Here is a 20,675-nt window from a genome sequence, read left to right on the forward strand (position 1 = left end):
CCCGCATAAAAACTATTTATCACTTAAAATTTTAAATACTTGATTGAAAGTATTGAATTGAACGCCTCCTGCCCTGACCGCCTCGATGCCTTGCTGCAGCATTTCCCGATCCGGGCGCGCATGTTCCAGGCCGGTGCGCTGTGCGGCATCACGGACTTTGCGGGCGCTGGCGAGGGCGGCCAGATGCACCTGGTCCGGGCCGGATCGATGGAGCTCATCCACCCCGGGCGCCCTGCGCTGCGGGTGGAGGAGCCGAGCCTGCTGTTCTACCCACGCCCCATGGCGCGCCGCTTCGTCACCGACGCCGAGCGGGGCGCCGACCTGGCGTGCGCGGAGGTGCGCTTCGAGGGCGGCGCCGACAACCCCTTTGTGGCGGCACTGCCCGACTTCGTCTGCCTGCCCCTGGCCCGGATCGACGGCGCCGAACGCGTGCTGGCGGTGCTGTTCGAAGAGGCCTTCGGCAGCAACTGCGGCCGCCACGCGCTGATCGACCGGCTGTTCGAGGTGGTGGTGATCCAGCTGCTCAGGCAGGTGATGGTGGACGACCAGGTGCAGGGCGGCATGCTGGCCGGGCTGTCGCACCCACGGCTGCGCAGGGCGCTGGTGGCCATGCACGAGCGCCCTGCACAGGATTGGCCGCTGGAGGCCCTGGGCGAGCTGGCGGGCATGTCGCGCAGCGTGTTCGCCAACACCTTCCGCGATGTGGTGGGCTGCACGCCGGGCAGCTACCTGCAGGGCTGGCGCGTGCGGCTCACGCAGCAGGCGCTGCGCCAGGGCCGGCAGCTCAAGATGATCGCGGTGGACGTGGGCTATGGCAGCGAGGCGGCACTGTCCCGGGCGTTCAAGTCCCAGTGCGGGGTGACGCCGCGCGAATGGCGGCAGGCCCGGGCCGCTGGCGATGCCGATGCATCGGGGCATGTAGTAGCCGGCTAACACCCACCGCCGCCAGCACCGCCCAACAATGCGCTCTCCCAACCCCCAAGGAGACAAACATGGCGGCAAAAAAGATACTCATGCTGTGCGGTGACTACTGCGAGGACTACGAGACCATGGTGCCCTTCCAGGCGCTGCTGGCCGTGGGCCACACGGTGCATGCGGTGTGCCCGGACAAGAAGGCTGGCGACCACATCAAGACGGCGATCCACGACTTCGAGGGCGCACAGACCTACAGCGAAAAACCGGGCCACAACTTCACGCTCAACGCCACGTTTGCCGACCTGGAGGTGGCCAGCTACGACGCCCTGGTGATCCCCGGCGGCCGCGGCCCCGAGTACCTGCGCACCTACCCGGCCGTGGTGGCTGCGGTGAAGCATTTCTTCGACACCCACAAACCCGTGGCCGCCGTGTGCCATGGCGCGCAGCTGCTGGCCGGTGCCGGTGTGCTCAAGGGCCGCACCTGCTCGGCCTACCCGGCCTGCCGGGCCGAGGTGGAGCTGGCGGGCGGCACGTACGCCGAGATCGCCATGGACGCCGCGGTGACCGAAGGCAACCTGGTGTCGGCCCCCGCCTGGCCGGCGCACCCGGCCTGGATTGCGCAGTTCCTGGCGCTGCTGGGCACGCGCATCAGCCTGTAAGGCAATTTGACGCGGCCGGGGCGGTCCCCGATGATGGGGGCTGCATCCGAAAGGCCAGAACCATGTGCGAGGTATTCATCAGTGCCGACCCCACCCTGTACGAAAGCCGCGCCCGCTCGGTGCGACTGCATGGGGTGGCCACCAGCATCCGGCTCGAAAACCTGTTCTGGCAGGTGCTCGGCGAGATCGCCCGGCGCGACGGCATGGGCGTCCCCCAGCTGTGCACCAAACTCTATGACGAGCTGGTGGCGGAACGCGGCGAGGTGGAAAACTTCGCCTCCTTCCTGCGCGTGTGCTGCGGCCGCTACATGGCCCTGCAACTGTCCGGCGGCATACCGCAGGATGCGTCCATTCCCATCCGCAGCCTCAATGCCCAGCAGGTGCTGGCCACCGAGGGACGCCGCACGGTGCTGGCACGGGCGGCATAGTACCCCTCGGCTCTGCCCCTATAATCCTGCGCAACGCGGGTGTAGTTCAATGGTAGAACGGCAGCTTCCCAAGCTTCATACGAGGGTTCGATTCCCTTCACCCGCTCCATAGTTTTGTAAGTGGTTGATCCACCTACAATCGCATCCCAAGCTTGAGCTTGGCACGCAGACCCACTACGAAAGTGTGGTACGACGTGTCAGGCTCTTTGTATTTGCAGCGTCGCAACAGCGGCGTGTACTTTATCCGTCTGTGCGTGCCCCGGCGCCTTCAGGAGGCGGTCGGGAAACGCGAGATCCATCGAAGCACTGGCTGTCGAGACCTGCGCGCCGCCAAGATCGTGGCGGCGGACCTGGCGGCTGAGTGGCACCGGGCCATCGAGACGGTCGATCTCATGGACTTATCTGCCATTGCCGCCGGGTCTCTCCAACTGCTAGGAGATGGACACCTCCCGCTTGTCGAAGCCGCGCTCGCCCTGGGTACGACCCCTGTTCTGCTCGCCGAGCGACTGATCACGCGCCGCGCGCCATTCTTCGTGCATGCAGATGGATGGCTGGGCTGGCAGGTACACGACTATGAGCAGCAACTCGAACACTTGCGCGACGTGCAGGGCCTTGTCGAGGTTGTCATCGACGAACACAAGCTGGGAGGTCTCGCTGCACGCACGCGGTACACCGGCCGCCTACGCATTCGCTTTGACGAGGAGATTGGAGCCATCGCACGCGCCGATGCGGCCGTACCGGTGAGCCAGTTTCTTCACTGGCCCTCTACCGAGAATGGCTTCGTATGCGATGTTCCGGGCCCGGGCATCACAGCAGCCATGCTGGAAGTGCGTCGAGGGGATGTTGAGGCTCTGCGGACTTCGCTTGCAGCGTTGCTGGCCCCCGAGGTGCGTGCCGCAGCTACCCTGGGCGCGGTGACGAAGGCGGCGTCAGCTCCCCTTCCACCAATGGGCAAGGAGAGGACGGTGACAGACTTGACGGTTGAGTACCTCCGCAGACACGAGGGCGCATGGAAGCCAGACCAATTGCGACGGCGCAAGGACCAGTGCGACTTGCTCGTCGAGCTTGTCGGCGATGTCCCGCTGGCCAAAGTAGATCGTCTTGCGCTGCGGGAGCTCGCCGACCAGATTGCACGCATTCCGGACGAACGCCACAACGTCCGGAGAAAGTACAAGAGCCCTGCCGCTAAGTTCCCCGAACTCATTGCATTGGCTGACCAACATGATCTGCCTCGCCTGACCACTCAGGCCCAGGCACGACTGCTGGACAGCCTGGCAGAGATTTTCGCCTGGGCCGTGCGCGAGACGATGATGATTCAGAACCCGGCGACGGGGCTCGGCGGCGAGTTGCTGAAGAAGGCAGGTGGGCCCAAAGCAAAAGCCAGTCAACAACGCGATGCATTTTCATCCGCGGAGTTGGACCTGATCTTCAGCGTGCCCTGGTTTCAGAACGGTGTGGGGCAGCGCACGCCCAAGGGCAAATTTTACGCCTACCGACCCCACTACTACTGGCTACCGTTGCTCTCGCTTTTCGGGGGTGGCCGCCTCAACGAGCTGTCGCAGTTGTACCTCAACGACATCCGACTGGACGAATCTGGCATTGCCTACTTCGACTTCAACCTTGAAGGCGAGGGCAAGATGGATCTGGACGGCATGGAGAAATCTGCCGGCACCGACAAATCGCTGAAGACCATCAACTCCCAGCGCATGATCCCAGTGCACGCCTACCTTCTCGAACGTGGATTTATGGAGTACGTGAACGCGCTACGAGACGCGGGGCATACCAGGCTGTTCCCGGAATTGAGCTTTGACGAAACCAAAGGCTATGGAAAAGCAGCCGGCAAGTGGTTCAACGAGCGCTATTTGGGAACCGAGCTGAAGATCCCCCGTGATGGCCGCAGAACCTTCCACTCTCTACGCCACAATTTCGCCACTGCACTCGGCGCATCAGGTCTCCGAACGACACTCAAGTCGGACTTAATGGGCCACTCGCGTTCAAAGACGTTGGTCGAAAGCCGGTACGACAAAGGCGCATCGATGAAGGTACTCGCGGATAGCATCAACGGGCTTTCCTACCCCCTCCCATCCATTGCAACATTCAAGGTCCAAGACGGCCTTGAGGCCATCCAGCACGCGCTGGAGCTGAAGGCGGTGCATGGGAAGAAGCCCAGGCTTGAGGCGTCGATCTAAGCTGACGCAGCCGCCGGCAGGAGCTCGAATGCGCGGAGACCAGTTGGATAGCTACGCTTAGCCTCCGCGCTCCCTCAATGCCTCGTAAAGCTGCCCCGGCCCCAGCAGGATGGACTTGAGCCCCGCGCGCACGCGATCACTGTCCAAGGCCTGCTTGCTCATCGACGTGTACGCATCGAACGCATCGATGATGGCGTCAGTCAGCGCGCTGTCCAGGTCAGGGGAGTTGTCGAACTGCCCCTTGCTGTTGCTGCTGGCCTGTTGCACCAGAATTTCGGACTCCAGCAGCTTGCCCTTGACGTGGTTTACGTAGACCAGCCGGTCGTCGTCGCTCAACTCGCCGTCAAACAGGTCATTCACCTTCGCTAGGATCTCTGACAACAGCACCTTCTGCTTTTCTTGCACTGCGCCGCCGCCGGTATCTGTCAGGGGCTGCAGCTTGTACTCGGCACCAGCCTCGTGCAGCGGCAGGTGGCGCAGCCCCTGGTCTTTCAGGCGGTGGTGGGTCAGCACCACCTTGGACAGATCCACCCCCTCGCGCTCGCGCCCAAAGTCCAGCAGCGGCAACAGGCGCTTGAAGAACAGGGCGCGCTTCTCGATGGCGGTGTTGCCGTAGTCGAACACCTGCCCCAAGAATGCGTACACCCGAACGAAGGTGCCCACATCGCGCTTGAAGAGCAGCAGCGCCTCCAGCTCGTCCTTGGCAGCCTGGGTTACCGGCCCCTGCGATGCGGATGCCAGCGCGAGCTGCGCCGCCTTGTAGCGCTTGAGCAGCCGGTCCGCCACGGGCTCGATGGCGGCAGCCAACATGGCTTGCGTGGCCTTGAGGTTCATCTCGGCCAGCACCACGCGCTCTACCTCGAACTCGTCGTAGTGACCTGCACCATCGAGCTTGGCACGCAGGTCGTACACCAGGTTCGGGTCGGTCACGCCGGCCAGTTCGGCGGTTTCGTAGTAGGTCTTGAACGCCGCCAGCACATCGTCCGGCTCGTTCACAAAATCGAGGATGTACGTGGTGTCCTTCAACCCAAACGAGCCGTTGTAAGCCCGGTTCAGCCGGCTCAGCGTCTGCACCGCCTGTATGCCGCCCAGCCGCTTGTCCACGTACATGCCGCACAAGAGCGGCTGGTCAAACCCGGTCTGGAATTTGTTGGCCACCAGCAGGATCTGGTACTCGTCGGTCGCAAAGGCCTCGCGCATGTCGCGCCCCTTGAGCAGGGGATTGAGCCGTGCGCTGTTCTCCGTGAGCGATTCGTCCACTTCCTCTGGGTCCTTCACCTCGCCAGAGAAGGCCACCAGTGAGCCCAGCGTGTAGCCGTTCTCCCCGATGTACTTCTGCACGGCCAGTTGCCAGCGCACCGCCTCCTGGCGGCTGCCCACCACCACCATGGCCTTGGCATGCCCCTGCAGCAGCGGCTGCACGTTCTCGCGAAAGTGTTCCACCACCACAGCCACCTTCTGGCTGATGTTGTAGGGGTGCAGGCGCACCCAGCGCATCAGGCCCTTCATGGCCTCGCTGCGCTCCACGGCCTTCTCGTCCCACTCCTTGCCGTTGTTCGCCAGCTTGAAAGCCAGCTTGTACGGCGTGTAGTTCTTGAGCACGTCGAGGATGAACCCCTCCTCTATGGCCTGGCGCATGGAATAGACGTGGAAGGGCTCCGGGTAGTTGCCCGGCCCGGCGGGCTGCTCGGGCTGCGGGCGCCTGCCAAACAGCTCCAGCGTCTTGCCCTTGGGCGTGGCGGTGAAGGCCACGTAGGTGATGCCGACATCGTTGGCGCGCGCCGCCATCTGTGCGGCCAGCAGGTCTTCGGTGCCTACTTCGCCGCCATCGGCCAGGTCCTTCAATTCCTCGGCGCTCAGCAACTGCTTGAGCTTGGAGGCTGCCTCGCCCGTCTGGCTGCTGTGCGCCTCGTCGGCAATCACGGCAAAGCGTTTGCCCTGCGTGGCTGCCAGTTCTTGAACTGCCTTGAGCGCGAATGGAAAGGTCTGGATGGTGCAGACCACGATCTTCTTGCTGCCCCCCAGGGCCTCGGCCAGCTCGCCGCTCTTGCTGCCGCCTTCGCCCTTGATTGTGGCCACCACGCCCTTGGTGCGTTCAAAGTCAAAGATCGCTTCCTGCAACTGGGCATCCAGCACATTGCGGTCGCTCACCACCAGCACAGTATGGAACAACTTGTTGTTCTGCGCATCGTGCAGGTCGGCCAGGAAGTGCGCCGTCCACGCAATCGAATTGGTCTTGCCCGAGCCCGCGCTGTGCTGTATCAGGTACTTCTGGCCAGCTCCCTCCTTGAGGACAGCGGCCTGCAGCCTGCGCGTGGCATCAAGCTGGTGGTAGCGCGGGAAGATGAAGCCCGTCACCTTCTTCTTGCTGTCGCGCTGCGTGACAAGGTAGCGCCCCAGAATCTCCAGCCAGCTGTCGCGCTGCCACACTTGTTCCCACAGGTAGGCCGTGCGGTGGCCTGCCGGGTTGGGCGGGTTGCCCGCACCGCCGTGGTCGCCCAGGTTGAAGGGCAGGAAATACGTGCTCGGCCCCTGCAGCCGGGTCGCCATCATCACCGTGCGGTTGCTCACCGCAAAATGCACCAGCGCGCCACGCGGAAAATCCAGCAGCGGCTCGGCAAACGGCCGGCCCTTGGGTTTGGGAATGCGGTCAAAGCGGTACTGGTCCACCGCTGCGTTGATGTCCTGCGTGAAATCGGTCTTGAGCTCCGCCGTCGCCACCGGAATGCCGTTGAGGAACAGCACCAGGTCGATCACATCGTCATGGTTGGTGCGGCACTGGCGCACCACGCGCAGGCGGTTGGCCGCGTAGCGGGCCTGCAGGTCCGGGTTCATGGCCAGAGCGGGCTTGAACTGCGCCAGCTTGAGCGGCGCCTTGAGCCCCAGCAGGTCAATGCCCACGCGCAGCACCTCCAGCGTGCCGCGCTCGTCCAGCGCCTTGCGCAGGCGGTCCAGCAGCATGGCCGGGGCAGCGGCGCCGTGGTTCTTGGCAAGGGCCTCCCAAGCCTCTGGCTGGGTGGCCTGCACCCAGGCCAGCAGGTCGGCGGGGTACAGAGCGCGCGGGGTGTCGTAGCCGCTGGCGTCACCTTCGCTGCCCACGGGGCCATACAGCCAGCCATGGGCGGCCAGGTGGTTGCAGATGTCGAGCTCGAATTGGACTTCGTTGTGCAGACTCACCGCTTACTTCCTCCCTCAATGCGATCAATTCTTTTGTTTGTATTGGATGGCCTGTCAGTCACACCTGCAAGACAAATCGTGCCCTCTCCTTGCGCAACATCTGGTAGGGGTTCACAAACTCGACCCCCAACCCGACGCACACATTGGGAATCTTGATGCGCTTGAGCGTGGGCGACGCGACCTCATGGGTCACCACGGTGTGATGGCCCGCCAGTGCAGCCGCGATAAGCCAGAAATCGGCGACCTGTAGAAAGGTATTGATGGCCGCCGGCTCGAAGCCTTGCTGCAGAACCCAGGCGCTCACTGCCGGGGCTGCCGCGAGCACGCCCGCATCGGTTGGCACAAAGAATCCATCGCCTTGCGCATCGGCCCAGGCCGCCAACTCGTCGGCCCCTGACGTCAACTCGTCGCCCACCTGCCGGATGCTGCGCAGCTTGCCTGCGCCGTGAGCCACGCCAAGCCAATCCCAGAATGCCGGGCAGAAGTCGAACCCGTACTGCAGGTTCTTGGCCTGGATAAACACATTGGCGTCAAGCAGGTAGGCCATCAGGTAGGGAACCCCAACGTTCTGCCCAACTCATTGAACGTGCCAGGCTTGGCAATGCCCAGCATGCGGAAGGCATCACGGTACAAGGTGCGCCCCTCCAGGGTGCTGGCCACCAGCGTCTGCGCAAACCGCTTGCTGACACGGGCGACCGTGGTGCGGTAGAAGTCCCCCCCACCCGTGGCGCGCGCGGCCAGTGCCTGCAACCGGGCTTCCTCCGCGCGATAGGCCTTCCAAAACGCATCCCTGTCGAGCCAGCCCACGTCCAGCATGCGCCGCAGCAGCACCAGCGTGCTCACCTTGAAATGCCGAGCCAGGCGCTGCAGGGCCACGTCCAGCGCTTCGTCGCGCCGCAGCGCTGCGCGAAAGTCCGTCTGCGGTACCAGCAGCTCTGCTGCCACCTGATTGCACCAGGCCTCCGTTGCGTGGTCCGATGCCTGGGCCATCGCCGCATCGGACAGCGCCGTCTGCCCCAGCCAGAGGTGCGCCAGTTCATGCGCGAGTGTGAACATCTGTGCCGCCTTGCTGTCAGCGCCATTGATGAACACCAGCGGGGCAATGGCGTCGGCCAGTGCAAAGCCCCGGAACTCCTGCGGGTCCAGCAGGCGATTGTTGTTGTTCAACACCACCCCGCTGACCATCACCATCATGCCCGCCTGCTCCGCCTGCGCGATGAACATGCGCAGCGCATCCGCCCAGCTCGGGCACTCCCGCCGCGCCTCTACACTGAAGCCGAGCTTCTGGCGAATGGCGTCTGCCACATCTTTGGGTGGCGTGGCCAGCGTTGTACTGCCGATGAAGGGCAGCGGCGTTTCGCCGTTCACCAGCGCCTCATCCCGGTACCAGGCCTGTCGATTCAGGCAGGTGTAGATGACATCAAGCAAGTCCGCACTCAGCCGCGGCACACCCTGGCCCATCGTCCGAAAATCGGGGATGGGAACGGCCTCTTGCGGTGGTGCAGGCAGAAAGAAATAGCCCATAGGGGCATGGGTTGCCTGGGCAAACTGCTCCAGTTGCCGCAAGGTAGGCTGAACCTCACCAGCCTCCCACTGCGCCAGATGGGGGAACCGCGCCGCCAACGCAACCGTATCCAGCCGGGCGCGCTGGCGGGCCCATGTGAACAGTGCGGGTTGGACGGGGACGCGGGTCATGGTGGTAGAGCTTATCGCAGGGATCGTTTGTGCGCGCCGTTGTCAACCCTCGGTGCGTACAGTCTCAACACCTGCCATGCAACATGCCCTTGTCACGCGAGCTTTGCGATCGCCGCCCGCAGCGCCATGGACGCAACGGCCGCGTCACCCTCACGCATGACGATGGCCAGCTCATGGGCGACTTGATCGAAGTCCTTGGCATGGCGGAAGCTGAGCAGAAACTCATCTTCGTCCTGCAGCAACCGGGCCTGCTCCACCGCTCCCCGCCAGAACGGCTGCTCGTGCCATTGCGGCTCCGTACCAGGCACCACATAGCCAGGAGGTGGGAGCAGTGTCTCACCAAGCTGTCCTCCTGTCGCCCATAGATGCCATTGCGAGTAGTCCTCGGTCTCTGCATCGAAAGCGGCGGGCAACGCCCCCCGTTCAAGCTGGGCACTGAGCCCATCAAGCCACCGCTGCAATTCTGGTGAACACCGCCCCTGGCATTGCTCGCGCACCTCATCGGGTACTGATTTGACGATAGCCCGAGCCAACTGTTCTGCCTTCATATTGCGCCGGACGCTGCCACCGCAGTGGTTCTCCAGGAAGCGAAACACGGAGCTGCTGGAGTACCGAAAGAACTCGCGGCTCGGCTTGCCGAGCGGATGGAACGCACAACGCCAATGCCCGCTGGGCGCGATGTACGGGAGCATGAGCATATTCCCCCAGCCGTTGAGCATGAGCCAGCGCCCAGCTTGAAGAACCGACCTGGCCGCAGCAAACATCTCCGCTTGAGCGTCAACCTCCTGCACATCCACCGACTCTTCCATCATGTATCCCCCTCGCATCACCCGTTTTGCCGGGCTCTTGTTCTGTACCCAATCTGCGAATTGTTGATCAAGCCCCAATCGCCTGGCGCTTCACCGCATCCAGCGTCTTGCCGTCCTTGTCCCTCCATTCCAGCCAACCATTGGCCGTGCGTCCCAGCACTGCCACAGCCGCCGTGCTCGGCGAGCGGAACTGGTGGTCCTTGGTGAACACCACCGTGGCCCCATCGACTTTCATCACGCCATCGCTGATGAGCTTTTCGCGGAAGTTGGCATCGCTGGTGTCCACAATGGACTGCACGTTCTCCCGACGCCCCACGGAGCCTGCCAGCACCACAAAGCCCTCGGTGGTGTAGACCCCCCGGGCGTTGGTGCCACCAGCGGTGCAATGGAAGACCTCCGCCGGCTGGGTGGCTTCCACAGCAGCCGGTGCCATGGCGTTGAACAGCGGGTGCCCCAAGGTAGCCAGCAAGGCCTTGCCAGTCTCGAAGATCTCGTAGCAGTCTGCCTCCATGGGCGCGGGCGTGTAGGGTCGGCTGCCGCTGTTGGCATTGGCGTCCTGGTAGCGCCCGGCCTGGCGCGTGGCCTGGATGCTCAGCCACTCCAGAAACAGCGCATGGGTCTGGGTCAGCGTTTGGGTACGCGAGATTAGCACCAGCGCACGCTCCCAGAACTCCTTCTTGCTGTCCGCGTCGTGTTGCTTCAGGCGCCCGCGCAGGTCGCCCGTCTGGCCGATATAGACCTGGGGCTCGCCGCCATCCTCAGGCACAGCCACCAGGTAGTACACCCCCACCTGCGTGCTCTCGGCCATGGCAAAAAACTCGGGCAGCAGCTTGCGCGGCACATCGATGACCTGGACGATGCGCGTGGTGATCTCGGCCACGCGGATGCCGGTGGGGTCACCACCGGGCAGGAAGATCTGGATGGTTTTGGGTGTGGAGGCTGTCGTGGTCATGCTGCTTCCATGGGGAAAAGACCGCGCACGTCGATTTGGCCGGTGACAGCGGCGGAGATCAGAGCAGTGCGGCGCTCCTGCAGGAGGGTGATGGCACGGTCGAGTTCGCCTCTAGAGGCGTCCAAGTCATCGCAGACTTGCCGCAGGTGCGCCGCGATTTCCTTTTGCTCTTCAAGTGGAGGAACGGGGAGCAGCATCGCGCCCCATGCATCCATCCGGAGAGCTTTTGTGCCGTGGCCGGCCTCGTCAAGCCGGTTCAAGGTTTCAACTTGCGATCCTCGAAGCAGGGCCGCAAGGTAGTCAGCCCTTACACCCTGTCGGGGTAACAAGGCTTTGAGGTCCTGATTGATTGCCATGGGCACGCGCGCGGTCACAACCGGAAATGTGCGCGCCAGAATCATTCCCCGCACTACCACCAAGACCGAGCCAGCCGGCATCAGCGAAGCAGCTCCAGCCTCAAGCGCCCAGTCAGTGATGTGGTCTACGGTGTCATGGAGATCTTCCACTTTCAGGTCCTTGGCAGACGCCCATGGCACTTCGCCATCCCAATAGTCGAGTGACCCTTTGTTGGGCGTGCCCCCGCTGCGAAACTCGGCCAAGTGTTTGAGAGGACGAACCTCCCAATGCGCCGGCACCTCCCCCAGCCACTCCGCCCGAGAGTCCTTCATCGGCACACTCGGGTCCAGCCCCTTGGTCACGGCGTGGGAGATGACCGCCTGGCGCTTTTCCTGCAGCAGGGCGATCAGCTTTTCCTGTTCTGCCACCAGCGTGTCGATCTTGGCGGTTTCGCGGTCGAGGAAGGTGGCGATGGCAGTTTGTTCTTCGGATGGCGGGATGAGCGTTGGCAATCGCCTCATGTCCGAGAACTTCATCGATTGCCGGAGCCCTCCCCCCATCGAATAGAACACCTTTGTGGTGTCATAAAACCTGTAAAGATGACTAAGGTAGCGTGCGTTGGCAAGAAGTGGTCGAATCGCGACGTATGCCGATGTAATGATCCCATCTTGGGTTACCAAGGCGGACCGTAAGCTACGTTTATCGTTCTGGAGATCAGTGAGGCGAAAAACAATGTCGTCGCTTCGTACTATTTGGTAAGTTTCAAACGATTCTGGCAACAACCCATCGTTGGAACTAATGTCCTTGTTGACTATGCGCCCGTAGCTCAGCGACAAAAGATTATCCTCAAGCATTCCTGCATTGGATTCGTTGCGCTCTACTGCAATAGAGTACAAGGGCATGATTTTCCAATGCGCTGGAATCTTTCCCATCCACCCTGCCTCACTGTCCTTGTACTCCGGATACCGCGCAAAGCTCATGCCGACAGCCCCTTGATCATGTCCAGAATGCGGTCGGTGGTCTGCTTCAACTCGGCATCAATCTCCGCCAGCGGGCGCGGCGGCTTGAACACATAGAAGTGCCGGTTGAACGGAATCTCATAGCCCACCTTGGTCTTGTCGGGGTCGATCCAGGCATCGGGCGCGTGGGGAAGCACCTCGCGCTCAAAATACTCGCCCACGTCTTCGATATAGGGCACGTTCTCGATGTCGCGCAGCGCGCTGTCGGGCTGGGGCTTGCCCTTTTGCTTGCCCTTGGCGCCCAGCACCGGGTTGCCGGCTTCGTCGCGCAGTGGGCGTTCCACGGTGATGCTGTGGTAGCCGAAAGCCTCGTTGTCGAAGATGCGGCTGATGGGCGCGCCGTCGTCGTTCTGCGCCTCCACAAAGCTGCCGAACAGGTGGGTGATGCGTTCGATGTGGGCGTCGCTAAGTTCCTTGCGCTTGCTGCCCAGGCTCTTGCGCATCTTCTGCCACATGCCGCTGGCGTCGATGAGCTGCACCTTGCCCTTGCGCGCGGCGGGCTTGCGGTTGCTGATGATCCAGACATAGGTGCTGATGCCGGTGTTGTAGAACATGTCGGTGGGCAGGCCGACAATGGCTTCGAGCAAATCGTTTTCCAGCACGTAGCGGCGGATCTCGCTTTCGCCGCTGCCCGCGCCGCCCGTGAACAGGGGTGAGCCGTTGAGCACGATGCCGAAGCGGCTGCCACCCTCGGCCACCGGGCGCATCTTGCTGAGCAGGTGCAGCAAGAACAGCATGGAGCCGTCGGACACGCGGGGCAGTCCGGGGCCGAAGCGGCCGTTGTAGCCCTGTTGTTCGTGCTCCTTGCGCACTTCCTTCTCGACCTTTTTCCACTCCACGCCAAAGGGCGGGTTGGAGAGCATGTAGTCGAAGTGCCTGGGGCCATGCCCGTCGTCGCTCAGGGTGTTGCCAAAGGCGATGTTGGCCACGTCCTGGCCCTTGATCAGCATGTCGGCCTTGCAGATGGCGTAGGACTCTGGGTTGAGCTCCTGCCCAAACACGGTAAGGCGGGCCTTGGGGTTGTGTTCGGCCAGGTACTCGCCCGCCACGCTGAGCATGCCCCCGGTGCCGGCCGTTGGATCGTAGATGGTGCGTACCACGCCTGGCTTGCTCAGGATGTCGTCGTCTTCAATGAAGATGAGATTGACCATGAGGCGGATGACCTCGCGCGGGGTGAAGTGCTCCCCGGCGGTCTCGTTGCTGATTTCTGCAAACTTGCGGATCAGTTCCTCGAACACCAAGCCCATCTGCATGTTGCTGACGGCCTCAGGGTGCAGGTCGATGTTGGTGAACTTTTCGGTGACCCGGTACAGCAGCCCGGCCTTGGCCAGGCGTTCCACCTGGGTGTGGAATTCAAAGCGCTCGAATACATCGCGCACTGCGGGCGAGAACGCCTGCACATAGCTGTAGAGGTTCTGGGCAATGTGGTCGGCGTCGCCCAGCAGCATGGTCAGGTCGAGCGGGGAGGCGTTGTAGAAGCCAAGGCCCGTGATCTTTTGCACAAACTGGTCTGGATTGATCCCCTGCTTTTCTTTCGCAGCGAGTTCGGCCAGCACGGCCGGCTTGGTAGCTTCGAGTACGCAGTCCAGGCGGCGCAGCACGGTGAAGGGGAGTATGACTTTGCCGTAGTCGGACTGCTTGTAGTCGCCGCGCAGCAGGTCGGCCACGGACCAGATGAAGGCAGAGAGGGCTTGTTGGTTCATGCAGGCGGTGTGTCGCGATTTGTTATCGCCGGAAGTATGCCAGCGAGCCAGTACATCAAGACGAGTTGCGCGTGACCTTGCTTGCATCGCAACCAAGACGGTCATGTGGCTGGAAAAAGCGCATCCAAGTGGTGTCCTGGTTCCAGTCTTGCGGGGCCTGCTGAGACGAATTGCTGCCAGCGTTGATTGCACCAACAGGCTGCTGTTCTTGGGGGCTGGACATGGCCAACCAGTGTTTTCGGGCCCACAGTAAGTGCCCAATTATTTTTTACACTGGATGTTTTCAGGCATGGCACCGTCTGACTCTTTTGGGAGCAACGGATGCGCAAATCAAACATTGGCCACATCAGCTTCAAGCAGCGATGCAACCAGCTGGGAGTGAATTACTGGAGGGCGCTGAAACGCAGGGAAGCGGGAATGCCCGAGGAAAAAATTTTCTTGAAAGAGTACGTCCGCTCGAACAAAGCGACAGTCACGGCGATGACTGTATTTGGCATCTCCTACCCGAACCTCAGGGCTGCCTGTAGAGCACTTCAGCCCCTGGCCCACGAACTAACGATCAAGCGGTGGATTAAAAATGGAATGCGTCCAGAGGAAGCGTTCAATCGCATCCCCAATCCCGGCTACCAGCACGGAGTCATCTATGTCGTAACGCACAAAGACAGCGGTCGTCAATACGTCGGTCTTACCGTGCAGACGATGGAACGACGTTGGCTCTATCACCAAGAGCAGTCTCGGGCGGGATGGATCAGAAGCGAATGCTCTTTGCATGCGGCCATTCGTAAATATGGAGCCTCGGCCTTCGAGATCTCGGTCATCGATCACGGCACGGCCAAGATGGATCTGGAGGCCAAGGAGCGCAAATGGATCAGAGAACTGGGAACCATGGCTCCCCATGGCTTCAACATTGACCCTGGTGGTGTAAGCGGTGGATCAAATGCCAAGCCACAGGTGTTTGACGGCATTGCCTTTCCGAGTATCAGATCGAAAATTGCCTACATCTCTGGGAGGTTCGGCATTTCATACAGTGCTGCAGCCAAAAGGCACCAGACTGGGCGCATTGATGTCCGAAAGCCTGCCAGGGCGGGCGAGAGTCTTGTGAAGAGCAAGCCATACAAGGCGTGGAGCGCAATCGTCCATGGCTCAGTGAACCCTAACTCCAAACACTACAAGCCTGGCCTGGAGGTGCATCCCTGTTGGCTGAAGTTTGAAGATTTCCTGCGCGATGTCGGCTGGGTGGATGACCCGAGCCTGGCGTTCGCACGGGTAGACAAGTCCAAGGGGTATGTGCCGTCCAACTGTCGCTGGATGACCAAGAGCGAAGCGAGTCAGATCAACGCTGCCTACATGAAAGCCAGTGGCCGTCTGACCGGTCGATCCAAGGCGACGCGCACGAGCCGCTGAGACTTACGCACTTTTGCCACGCCAGTCCAGAAGCATTCTTCGCAAATTTTTTCCGCCCCAGTCGTTCCATTGATCCTCCCGCACCGGCCCTGATTCCCCCGCTATCGTTTTCAGTGCGAACCGCGCGCAATGGCCTTCAACTGCCGTCGGCGACCTCTTTTCTGTCAGTAGGCCTGTCCGTATACTGGGTTTAATCACAGTATTTGGACATGCCAGCCGCCGCCCGCTCCTTCGACACCCAGCACCTGCCCATCAGCGTGCGGGAGGCCGTCTGGACCGGTGACGACCTGGCCCACCAGAACCATCCCACGATCCCCACGGGCTTTGACAGCCTGGACGCCTCCCTGCCCGGGGGCGGCTGGCCAACGCGGTCCCTGACCGAGGTGCTTTCGCCCCAGGCGCCCTTGTGCGAGTGGAGCCTGCTGGGAGGCTGCATCCCGTCATTGATGGAGGGCGACGGCCAGATCCTGCTGGTTTCGCCCCCGCTGCCCCCGCACGCCGGCGGCCTGGCCCAGCGCGGCGTGCACCCGGACCGCCTGGTGTGGATCCGCGCCAAGGCGCCTGCAGACCGGCTTTGGATCACCGAGCAGTTGGTCAAGTCCAACCCGCGGGGCGCGGTGATGGCCTGGCTGCCTCAGGCGCGTGCGGACCAGATCCGCCGCCTGCAGGTGCACGCGCAGTCCTGCCAGTCACCGGTGTTCCTGTTCCGGCCGACAGGCGCGCAGCGCGAGGCATCGCCGGCGCCGCTGCGCCTGCTGGCATCCCTGGGCTCTGGCTGGAACATCCACGTGCAGATCCTCAAGCGCCGCGGCACGCCGTGCACTGACGCCCTGGAGCTGGAGTCCATTCCCCCGCAGCTGCGCAAGGTGCTGCCACCTCGCCTGCTGCGCTCCACATCGTTTTCTTTTTCGCGCGAGGAGGCCCCCGATGCTCGGGATCTGGGCCGCACTGCGACCATCCAGCACCCACAGCGCATCCTGCATCCCCATTGACCTGCCGTCCCTCGCCGTATGGGCGTTGCAGTTCTCGCCGCGGGTGGCAGTGCTGGAGGAGGCTGTGCTGGTCGAGGTGGGAGCTAGCGCGCGCCTGTTCGGCGGCCTGGAGCAACTGCGCCAGCGGGTTGAGGTGGAAGGCACGGCGTTGGGTGTGGAGTGCATCGCATGGGCACCTACGGGCACGGCTGCGCTGGCGCTGGTGCGAGCGGGCGTGCCCGACGGCTTTGCAGGCCCGCTGCCCTCAATCCTGGACAAGCTCCCGCTGGAGACCATCACCGCCGTGGCCTCCCACCTGGGCACGCTGCAGCGCCTGGGCTGCAGGACCCTGGGCGATGTGCGCAAGCTGCCGCGCGGCGGCCTGAGCCGGCGTTTCGACAAGGAGCTGCTGACCCGGCTGGACCAGGCGTATGGCCTGCGGCCCGAAGCCTACGAATGGGTGCAGTTGCCGGAGACCTTCAGCGCTCGGCTGGAATTTCAGTTCAGGGTGGAGCATGCCCCCGCGTTGATGTTCGGCGCCCGCCGGTTGCTGCTGCAGATGTCCAGCTGGCTGGCGGCCCGGCACATGGGCGTCACGTCATTCACGCTGCGCTGGTGGCACGACGTCATGCGCGCCAAGACAGCCGGCACGGGCGGCGAGCTGACCGTGGGCACGGCTGAGCCCACCCAGTCGGTAGACCACCTGAGTCGGCTACTGAACGAACACCTGGCCAAGGTGGAGCTGCAGGCGCCCGCGGGAGACATCGAACTCGTCGCTGCCCGCACCTTCCCGATCCAACAGGAGAGCAAGTCGCTGCTGCCCGACACCATCCGCCAGGGCGAGGCGACCTGGCTGGTGCTGGAGCGCGTGCAAGCGCGCATCGGCAAAGCCGAGGTGGTGCGGCCATTGCTCGCCGAGGACCACCGGCCCGAATGGATGCAGCGCTGGCCTGGCGCAGAGGAGCCACGACCGCGTGCTTCTCCTGGCCCGTGCCAGCTCCCAGTGCCGGACTGGATCTTCGAGGAACCACTGCGCCTGGCCGAGCGCGACCACCGTCCGATCTACCAGGGCCCCTTGGTGATGCTGCTCGGCCCCGACCGCGTCGAGGGTGGTTGGTGGCACCGCGTGGGCGAAGGGGCGGATGCGCAGCAGACCAATGTGCAGCGCGACTACTGGGTGGCCCAGAGCCAGCATGCGGGGCGGCTGTGGATCTACCAGCAACGCCTGGCGAACGACGAGACCGGCTGGTTCCTGCACGGGCGCTACGCCTGAGCGGCCTACTCCCTATCCGCACCCGTGAGCAGGCTGTATGGCGCTTCCCCTGTATGCAGAGCTGCTCTGCGTCTCCAACTACTCGTTTCTCATCGGCGCCAGCTGGCCCGAGGAGTTGGTCGAGCGCGCAAAGGAGCTGGGCTACAGCGCTATCGCGATCACCGATGAATGCACGCTGGCCGGCGTGGTGCGCGCGCACATGGAGGCCAAGAAGCAAGGCATCCAGCTGTTAATCGGGTCGCAGTTCAAGGTGCAGGCGGACCTGCCTTTCACCCTGGTGGCGCTGGCCCAGAACATGAACGGCTACGGCAACCTGTGCCAGTTCATCACACGCCTGCGACGCTCGTCCGAGAAAGGCACCTACCTGCTCCATCAGACGGACATCGAGGGCGACACGCTGGCCGACTGCCTGCTGGTGGTCTCGCCCTGCCGGGAAGCCAGCGATGCGCAGTTGGAGGAACTGGGCCAGTGGACCTTGACGCATTTTTTGGGTCGGGCCTGGCTGGGGGTGGACCTGAACCGCCGCATCGACGACGAGCTGTGGCTGCACCGTGTGCGCGAACTCTCGGCCCTGACCGAGCTGCCCCTGGTGGCCCTGGGCGATGTGCTCATGCACCTGCGCAGCCGCAAACCCCTGCAGGACGTGCTGACCGCGACCCGGGTGGGCAAGCCGCTGACCGAGTGCGGCTACGAGCTGCAGCGCAGCGCGGAGCGGCACCTGCGCAGCCGGGTGCGGCTGGCACAGACCTACCCCGAGGAACTGATGGCCGAGACCGTGCGCATCGCCGAACGTTGCACCTTCAGCCTGGACGAGATCAAGTACCAATACCCCGATGAGGTGGTGCCCGACGGGCACACGCCAGCCAGCTTCCTGCGCCAGGCGACGTACGAGGGTGCGGGCCGCCGCTGGCCCAATGGCATCCCCGCCAAGGTGCAGTCCCAGATCGAGCACGAGCTGGAGCTGATCTGCGGCCTGCGCTACGAGCACTATTTCCTGACCGTGTTCGACATCGTGAGCTTCGCGCGGTCGGAGCACATCCTCTGCCAGGGCCGCGGCTCGGCCGCCAACAGCGTGGTGTGCTACTGCTTGGGCGTGACCGAAGTGGACCCGGCGCGCATGTCCATGCTGTTCGAGCGCTTCATCAGCCGGGAGCGCAACGAGCCGCCGGACATCGACATCGACTTCGAACATCAAAGGCGCGAGGAAGTAATCCAGTACCTGTATCGCAAATATGGGCGCGACCGGGCAGCCCTGGCGGCCACGGTGGTGACCTATGGGCCGAAGTCCGCGATCCGCGATGTGGGCAAGGCCCTGGGTTTCAGCCTGGAGACCGTCGATGCGCTGGCCAAGGGCCACCAGTGGTGGGATGGCGATGGGGTGCGGCTGGAGCGCTTCGCGGAACTGGGGCTGGCAGAGAACGACCTTGCCGTGCGGCAGCTGATCCTGCTGACCATGCAGCTGATTGGTTTTCCCCGGCATTTGTCGCAGCACACGGGTGGCTTTGTGCTCACCAAAGGGCTTCTGAGCAGGCTGGTCCCCATTCAGAACGCCAGCATGGAAGACCGCACCGTGATCGAGTGGGACAAGGACGATCTCGATGCAGTGGGCCTGCTCAAGGTCGATGTGCTCGCCCTGGGCATGCTGACTGCCATCCGCAAGGCGCTGGATCTGGTGGGCACACGCAAGGGCTACGACTTCGGGCTGCAGGACATTCCGGCCGAGGACCGAGAAACCTACCGGATGATCTCTCGCGCCGACACCGGGGGAGTGTTCCAGATCGAAAGCCGGGCACAGATGTCCATGCTGCCGCGGCTACGGCCCCGGTGCTTCTACGATCTGGTCATCTCCGTCTCGATCGTGCGCCCGGGGCCCATCCAAGGCGGCATGGTGCATCCCTACCTGAACCGCCGACAGGGGCTGGAACCGGTGACCTATCCCAGCGAAGCTCTCAAGCAGGTGCTCAGCCGCACTCTGGGTGTGACGCTGTTCCAGGAACAGGTCATGCAGGTGGCCATGGTTGCTGCGGGCTTCACCGCGGGCGAAGCCGATGACCTGCGAAGGGCCATGGCGGCTTGGAAGAAGCGTGGTGGGTTGGAGAAGTACGAGAAGAAGATCATCGATGGCATGACGGAGCGCGGGTACACCCCCGCCTTCGCACAGGCCACCTACCAGCAGATCAAGGGGTTCAGCGGGTATGGGTTTCCGGAAAGCCATGCCGCCAGCTTTGCCTTGTTGGTCTACGCCTCCTGCTGGCTCAAGCGGCACGAGCCGGCCGCCTTCTTGGTTGCCTTGCTCAACTCGCAGCCCATGGGCTTCTACACCCCGAGCCAGCTCGTCCAGGATGCGCGCCGGCACCGCGTGGAAGTGCGTGGCGTCGATGTCATGCACAGCGCAGTGGAATCGACGCTGGAGGATCTGCCTGCGATCCCGGCCGTGCGAATGGGCCTGCACATGGTCGCTGGACTGCATGCGACATCGGCCGCACGCATCGTGCAGGCCCGCGAGAAGCACCCCTTCGACAGCGCTGAAGACCTCGCCATACGAGCCGGGTTGGAGCAACACGAGATGAAGCTGCTGGCTGCGGCGGACGCGCTGCTGGGGTTGTCTGGCCACCGGCGCCAACAGGTGTGGGACGCAGCGGGGCTGCACCGAACGCCCGAGCTGCTGCAGGAGGCACCGGTCAACGAGGACTACCTGGAGCTGCAGGCCGCCCCCGAGGGCGAGGAGATCGTGTGGGACTACGCGTCCACCGGGCTCACGCTGCGCCGGCATCCGCTGGCGCTGCTGAGGCCGCGCATGGCAGCCAAGAAGCTGCTGTCTTCGCGCGACCTGCGGCACATCCCGGATGGCCGGGTGATCCGCACGGCGGGGATAGTGACCTTGCGGCAGCAGCCGTCCACGGCCAAGGGGACGATCTTCGTGTCGCTGGAGGATGAGTTCGGCGCTGTGCAAGTGATCGTGTGGTCGGCGGTGCGGGATGAGCAGCGGCAGGTGTTGCTGGAGTCGCGACTGCTCGCGGTCAAGGGGGTGTGGGAGCGGCGGGGGCCGGTGGCCAACTTGATTGCGCACCGGCTGGTGGATCTCACGCCCTGGCTGGGGCGACTGGGGCGGTTGGAGAGCCGGGATTTCAAATGACCCTGAAAG

Annotated in this window: 15 protein-coding genes and 1 tRNA gene; 9 read left to right on the plus strand and 7 right to left on the minus strand. The window is 63.3% G+C overall.

Features of this window, described 5'->3' with window-relative positions; translation table 11 throughout:
- Positions 1 to 57: 57 nt before the first annotated feature.
- The 5 genes from AC3WOH_RS23635 (at position 58) to AC3WOH_RS23655 (ending at position 4,191) form a co-directional block, all read left to right on the plus strand.
- A complete protein-coding gene (locus AC3WOH_RS23635; RefSeq protein ID WP_492231766.1) occupies positions 58 to 933 on the plus strand; it encodes an AraC family transcriptional regulator in 876 nt (291 codons plus the stop codon).
- 59 nt (positions 934 to 992) lie between these two features.
- Positions 993 to 1,574, plus strand: a complete 582-nt coding sequence (locus AC3WOH_RS23640) for a DJ-1/PfpI family protein (RefSeq protein ID WP_492231767.1) — start codon at positions 993 to 995, stop codon at positions 1,572 to 1,574.
- A gap of 62 nt (positions 1,575 to 1,636) precedes the next feature.
- Complete coding sequence (locus AC3WOH_RS23645) at positions 1,637 to 2,002, plus strand: ribbon-helix-helix domain-containing protein (protein ID WP_492231768.1); 366 nt, start codon at positions 1,637 to 1,639, stop codon at positions 2,000 to 2,002.
- 35 nt (positions 2,003 to 2,037) lie between these two features.
- Positions 2,038 to 2,111 (plus strand) — tRNA-Gly (locus AC3WOH_RS23650).
- A 73-nt stretch (positions 2,112 to 2,184) separates the two neighbouring features.
- Positions 2,185 to 4,191: a DUF6538 domain-containing protein gene (locus AC3WOH_RS23655; protein ID WP_492231769.1), complete on the plus strand. Its 2,007-nt coding sequence runs from the start codon at positions 2,185 to 2,187 to the stop codon at positions 4,189 to 4,191.
- A gap of 57 nt (positions 4,192 to 4,248) precedes the next feature.
- Here the strand turns inward: AC3WOH_RS23655 and AC3WOH_RS23660 are convergent, their stop codons facing one another.
- The 7 genes from AC3WOH_RS23660 to AC3WOH_RS23690 all read right to left on the minus strand — a co-directional run bounded on the left by AC3WOH_RS23660 (position 4,249) and on the right by AC3WOH_RS23690 (position 13,882).
- A complete protein-coding gene (locus tag AC3WOH_RS23660) occupies positions 4,249 to 7,368 on the minus strand; it encodes a type I restriction endonuclease subunit R (RefSeq protein ID WP_492231770.1) in 3,120 nt (1,039 codons plus the stop codon).
- A gap of 58 nt (positions 7,369 to 7,426) precedes the next feature.
- Positions 7,427 to 7,915 (minus strand): DUF4411 family protein, encoded by a 489-nt coding sequence (locus tag AC3WOH_RS23665; protein WP_492231771.1) that lies wholly within the window; start codon positions 7,913 to 7,915, stop codon positions 7,427 to 7,429.
- Positions 7,915 to 9,063, minus strand: a complete 1,149-nt coding sequence (locus AC3WOH_RS23670) for an ImmA/IrrE family metallo-endopeptidase (protein WP_492231772.1) — start codon at positions 9,061 to 9,063, stop codon at positions 7,915 to 7,917. Before AC3WOH_RS23670 ends, AC3WOH_RS23665 begins: the two co-directional genes overlap by 1 nt.
- Before the next feature lie 92 nt (positions 9,064 to 9,155).
- Positions 9,156 to 9,875, minus strand: coding sequence for a hypothetical protein (locus AC3WOH_RS23675; protein ID WP_492231773.1), 720 nt, complete (start codon positions 9,873 to 9,875; stop codon positions 9,156 to 9,158).
- A 64-nt stretch (positions 9,876 to 9,939) separates the two neighbouring features.
- Positions 9,940 to 10,824 carry a GIY-YIG nuclease family protein gene (locus tag AC3WOH_RS23680; RefSeq protein WP_492231774.1) on the minus strand — a complete coding sequence of 295 codons (885 nt, stop codon included), beginning with the start codon at positions 10,822 to 10,824 and terminating at the stop codon, positions 9,940 to 9,942.
- Positions 10,821 to 12,140 (minus strand): restriction endonuclease subunit S, encoded by a 1,320-nt coding sequence (locus tag AC3WOH_RS23685; RefSeq protein WP_492231775.1) that lies wholly within the window; start codon positions 12,138 to 12,140, stop codon positions 10,821 to 10,823. The genes AC3WOH_RS23680 and AC3WOH_RS23685 overlap by 4 nt, the downstream gene beginning before the upstream one ends.
- Complete coding sequence (locus tag AC3WOH_RS23690; protein ID WP_492231776.1) at positions 12,137 to 13,882, minus strand: type I restriction-modification system subunit M; 1,746 nt, start codon at positions 13,880 to 13,882, stop codon at positions 12,137 to 12,139. Before AC3WOH_RS23690 ends, AC3WOH_RS23685 begins: the two co-directional genes overlap by 4 nt.
- Before the next feature lie 321 nt (positions 13,883 to 14,203).
- Between AC3WOH_RS23690 and AC3WOH_RS23695 the strand changes: the two genes are divergently transcribed.
- From AC3WOH_RS23695 to AC3WOH_RS23710, 4 genes are all read left to right on the plus strand, one after another.
- Positions 14,204 to 15,286, plus strand: a complete 1,083-nt coding sequence (locus AC3WOH_RS23695; protein WP_492231777.1) for a GIY-YIG nuclease family protein — start codon at positions 14,204 to 14,206, stop codon at positions 15,284 to 15,286.
- A gap of 209 nt (positions 15,287 to 15,495) precedes the next feature.
- Entirely contained in the window at positions 15,496 to 16,278 is a 783-nt protein-coding gene (gene imuA / locus AC3WOH_RS23700; RefSeq protein ID WP_492231778.1) for a translesion DNA synthesis-associated protein ImuA, read from the plus strand.
- Positions 16,214 to 17,530: a Y-family DNA polymerase gene (locus AC3WOH_RS23705; RefSeq protein WP_492231779.1), complete on the plus strand. Its 1,317-nt coding sequence runs from the start codon at positions 16,214 to 16,216 to the stop codon at positions 17,528 to 17,530. The genes imuA and AC3WOH_RS23705 overlap by 65 nt, the downstream gene beginning before the upstream one ends.
- 37 nt (positions 17,531 to 17,567) lie before the next feature.
- Positions 17,568 to 20,666, plus strand: coding sequence for an error-prone DNA polymerase (locus tag AC3WOH_RS23710; RefSeq protein WP_492231780.1), 3,099 nt, complete (start codon positions 17,568 to 17,570; stop codon positions 20,664 to 20,666).
- Positions 20,667 to 20,675: the final 9 nt, after the last annotated feature.

This window comes from Acidovorax sp. FW305-C-20-28, assembly GCF_058783375.1.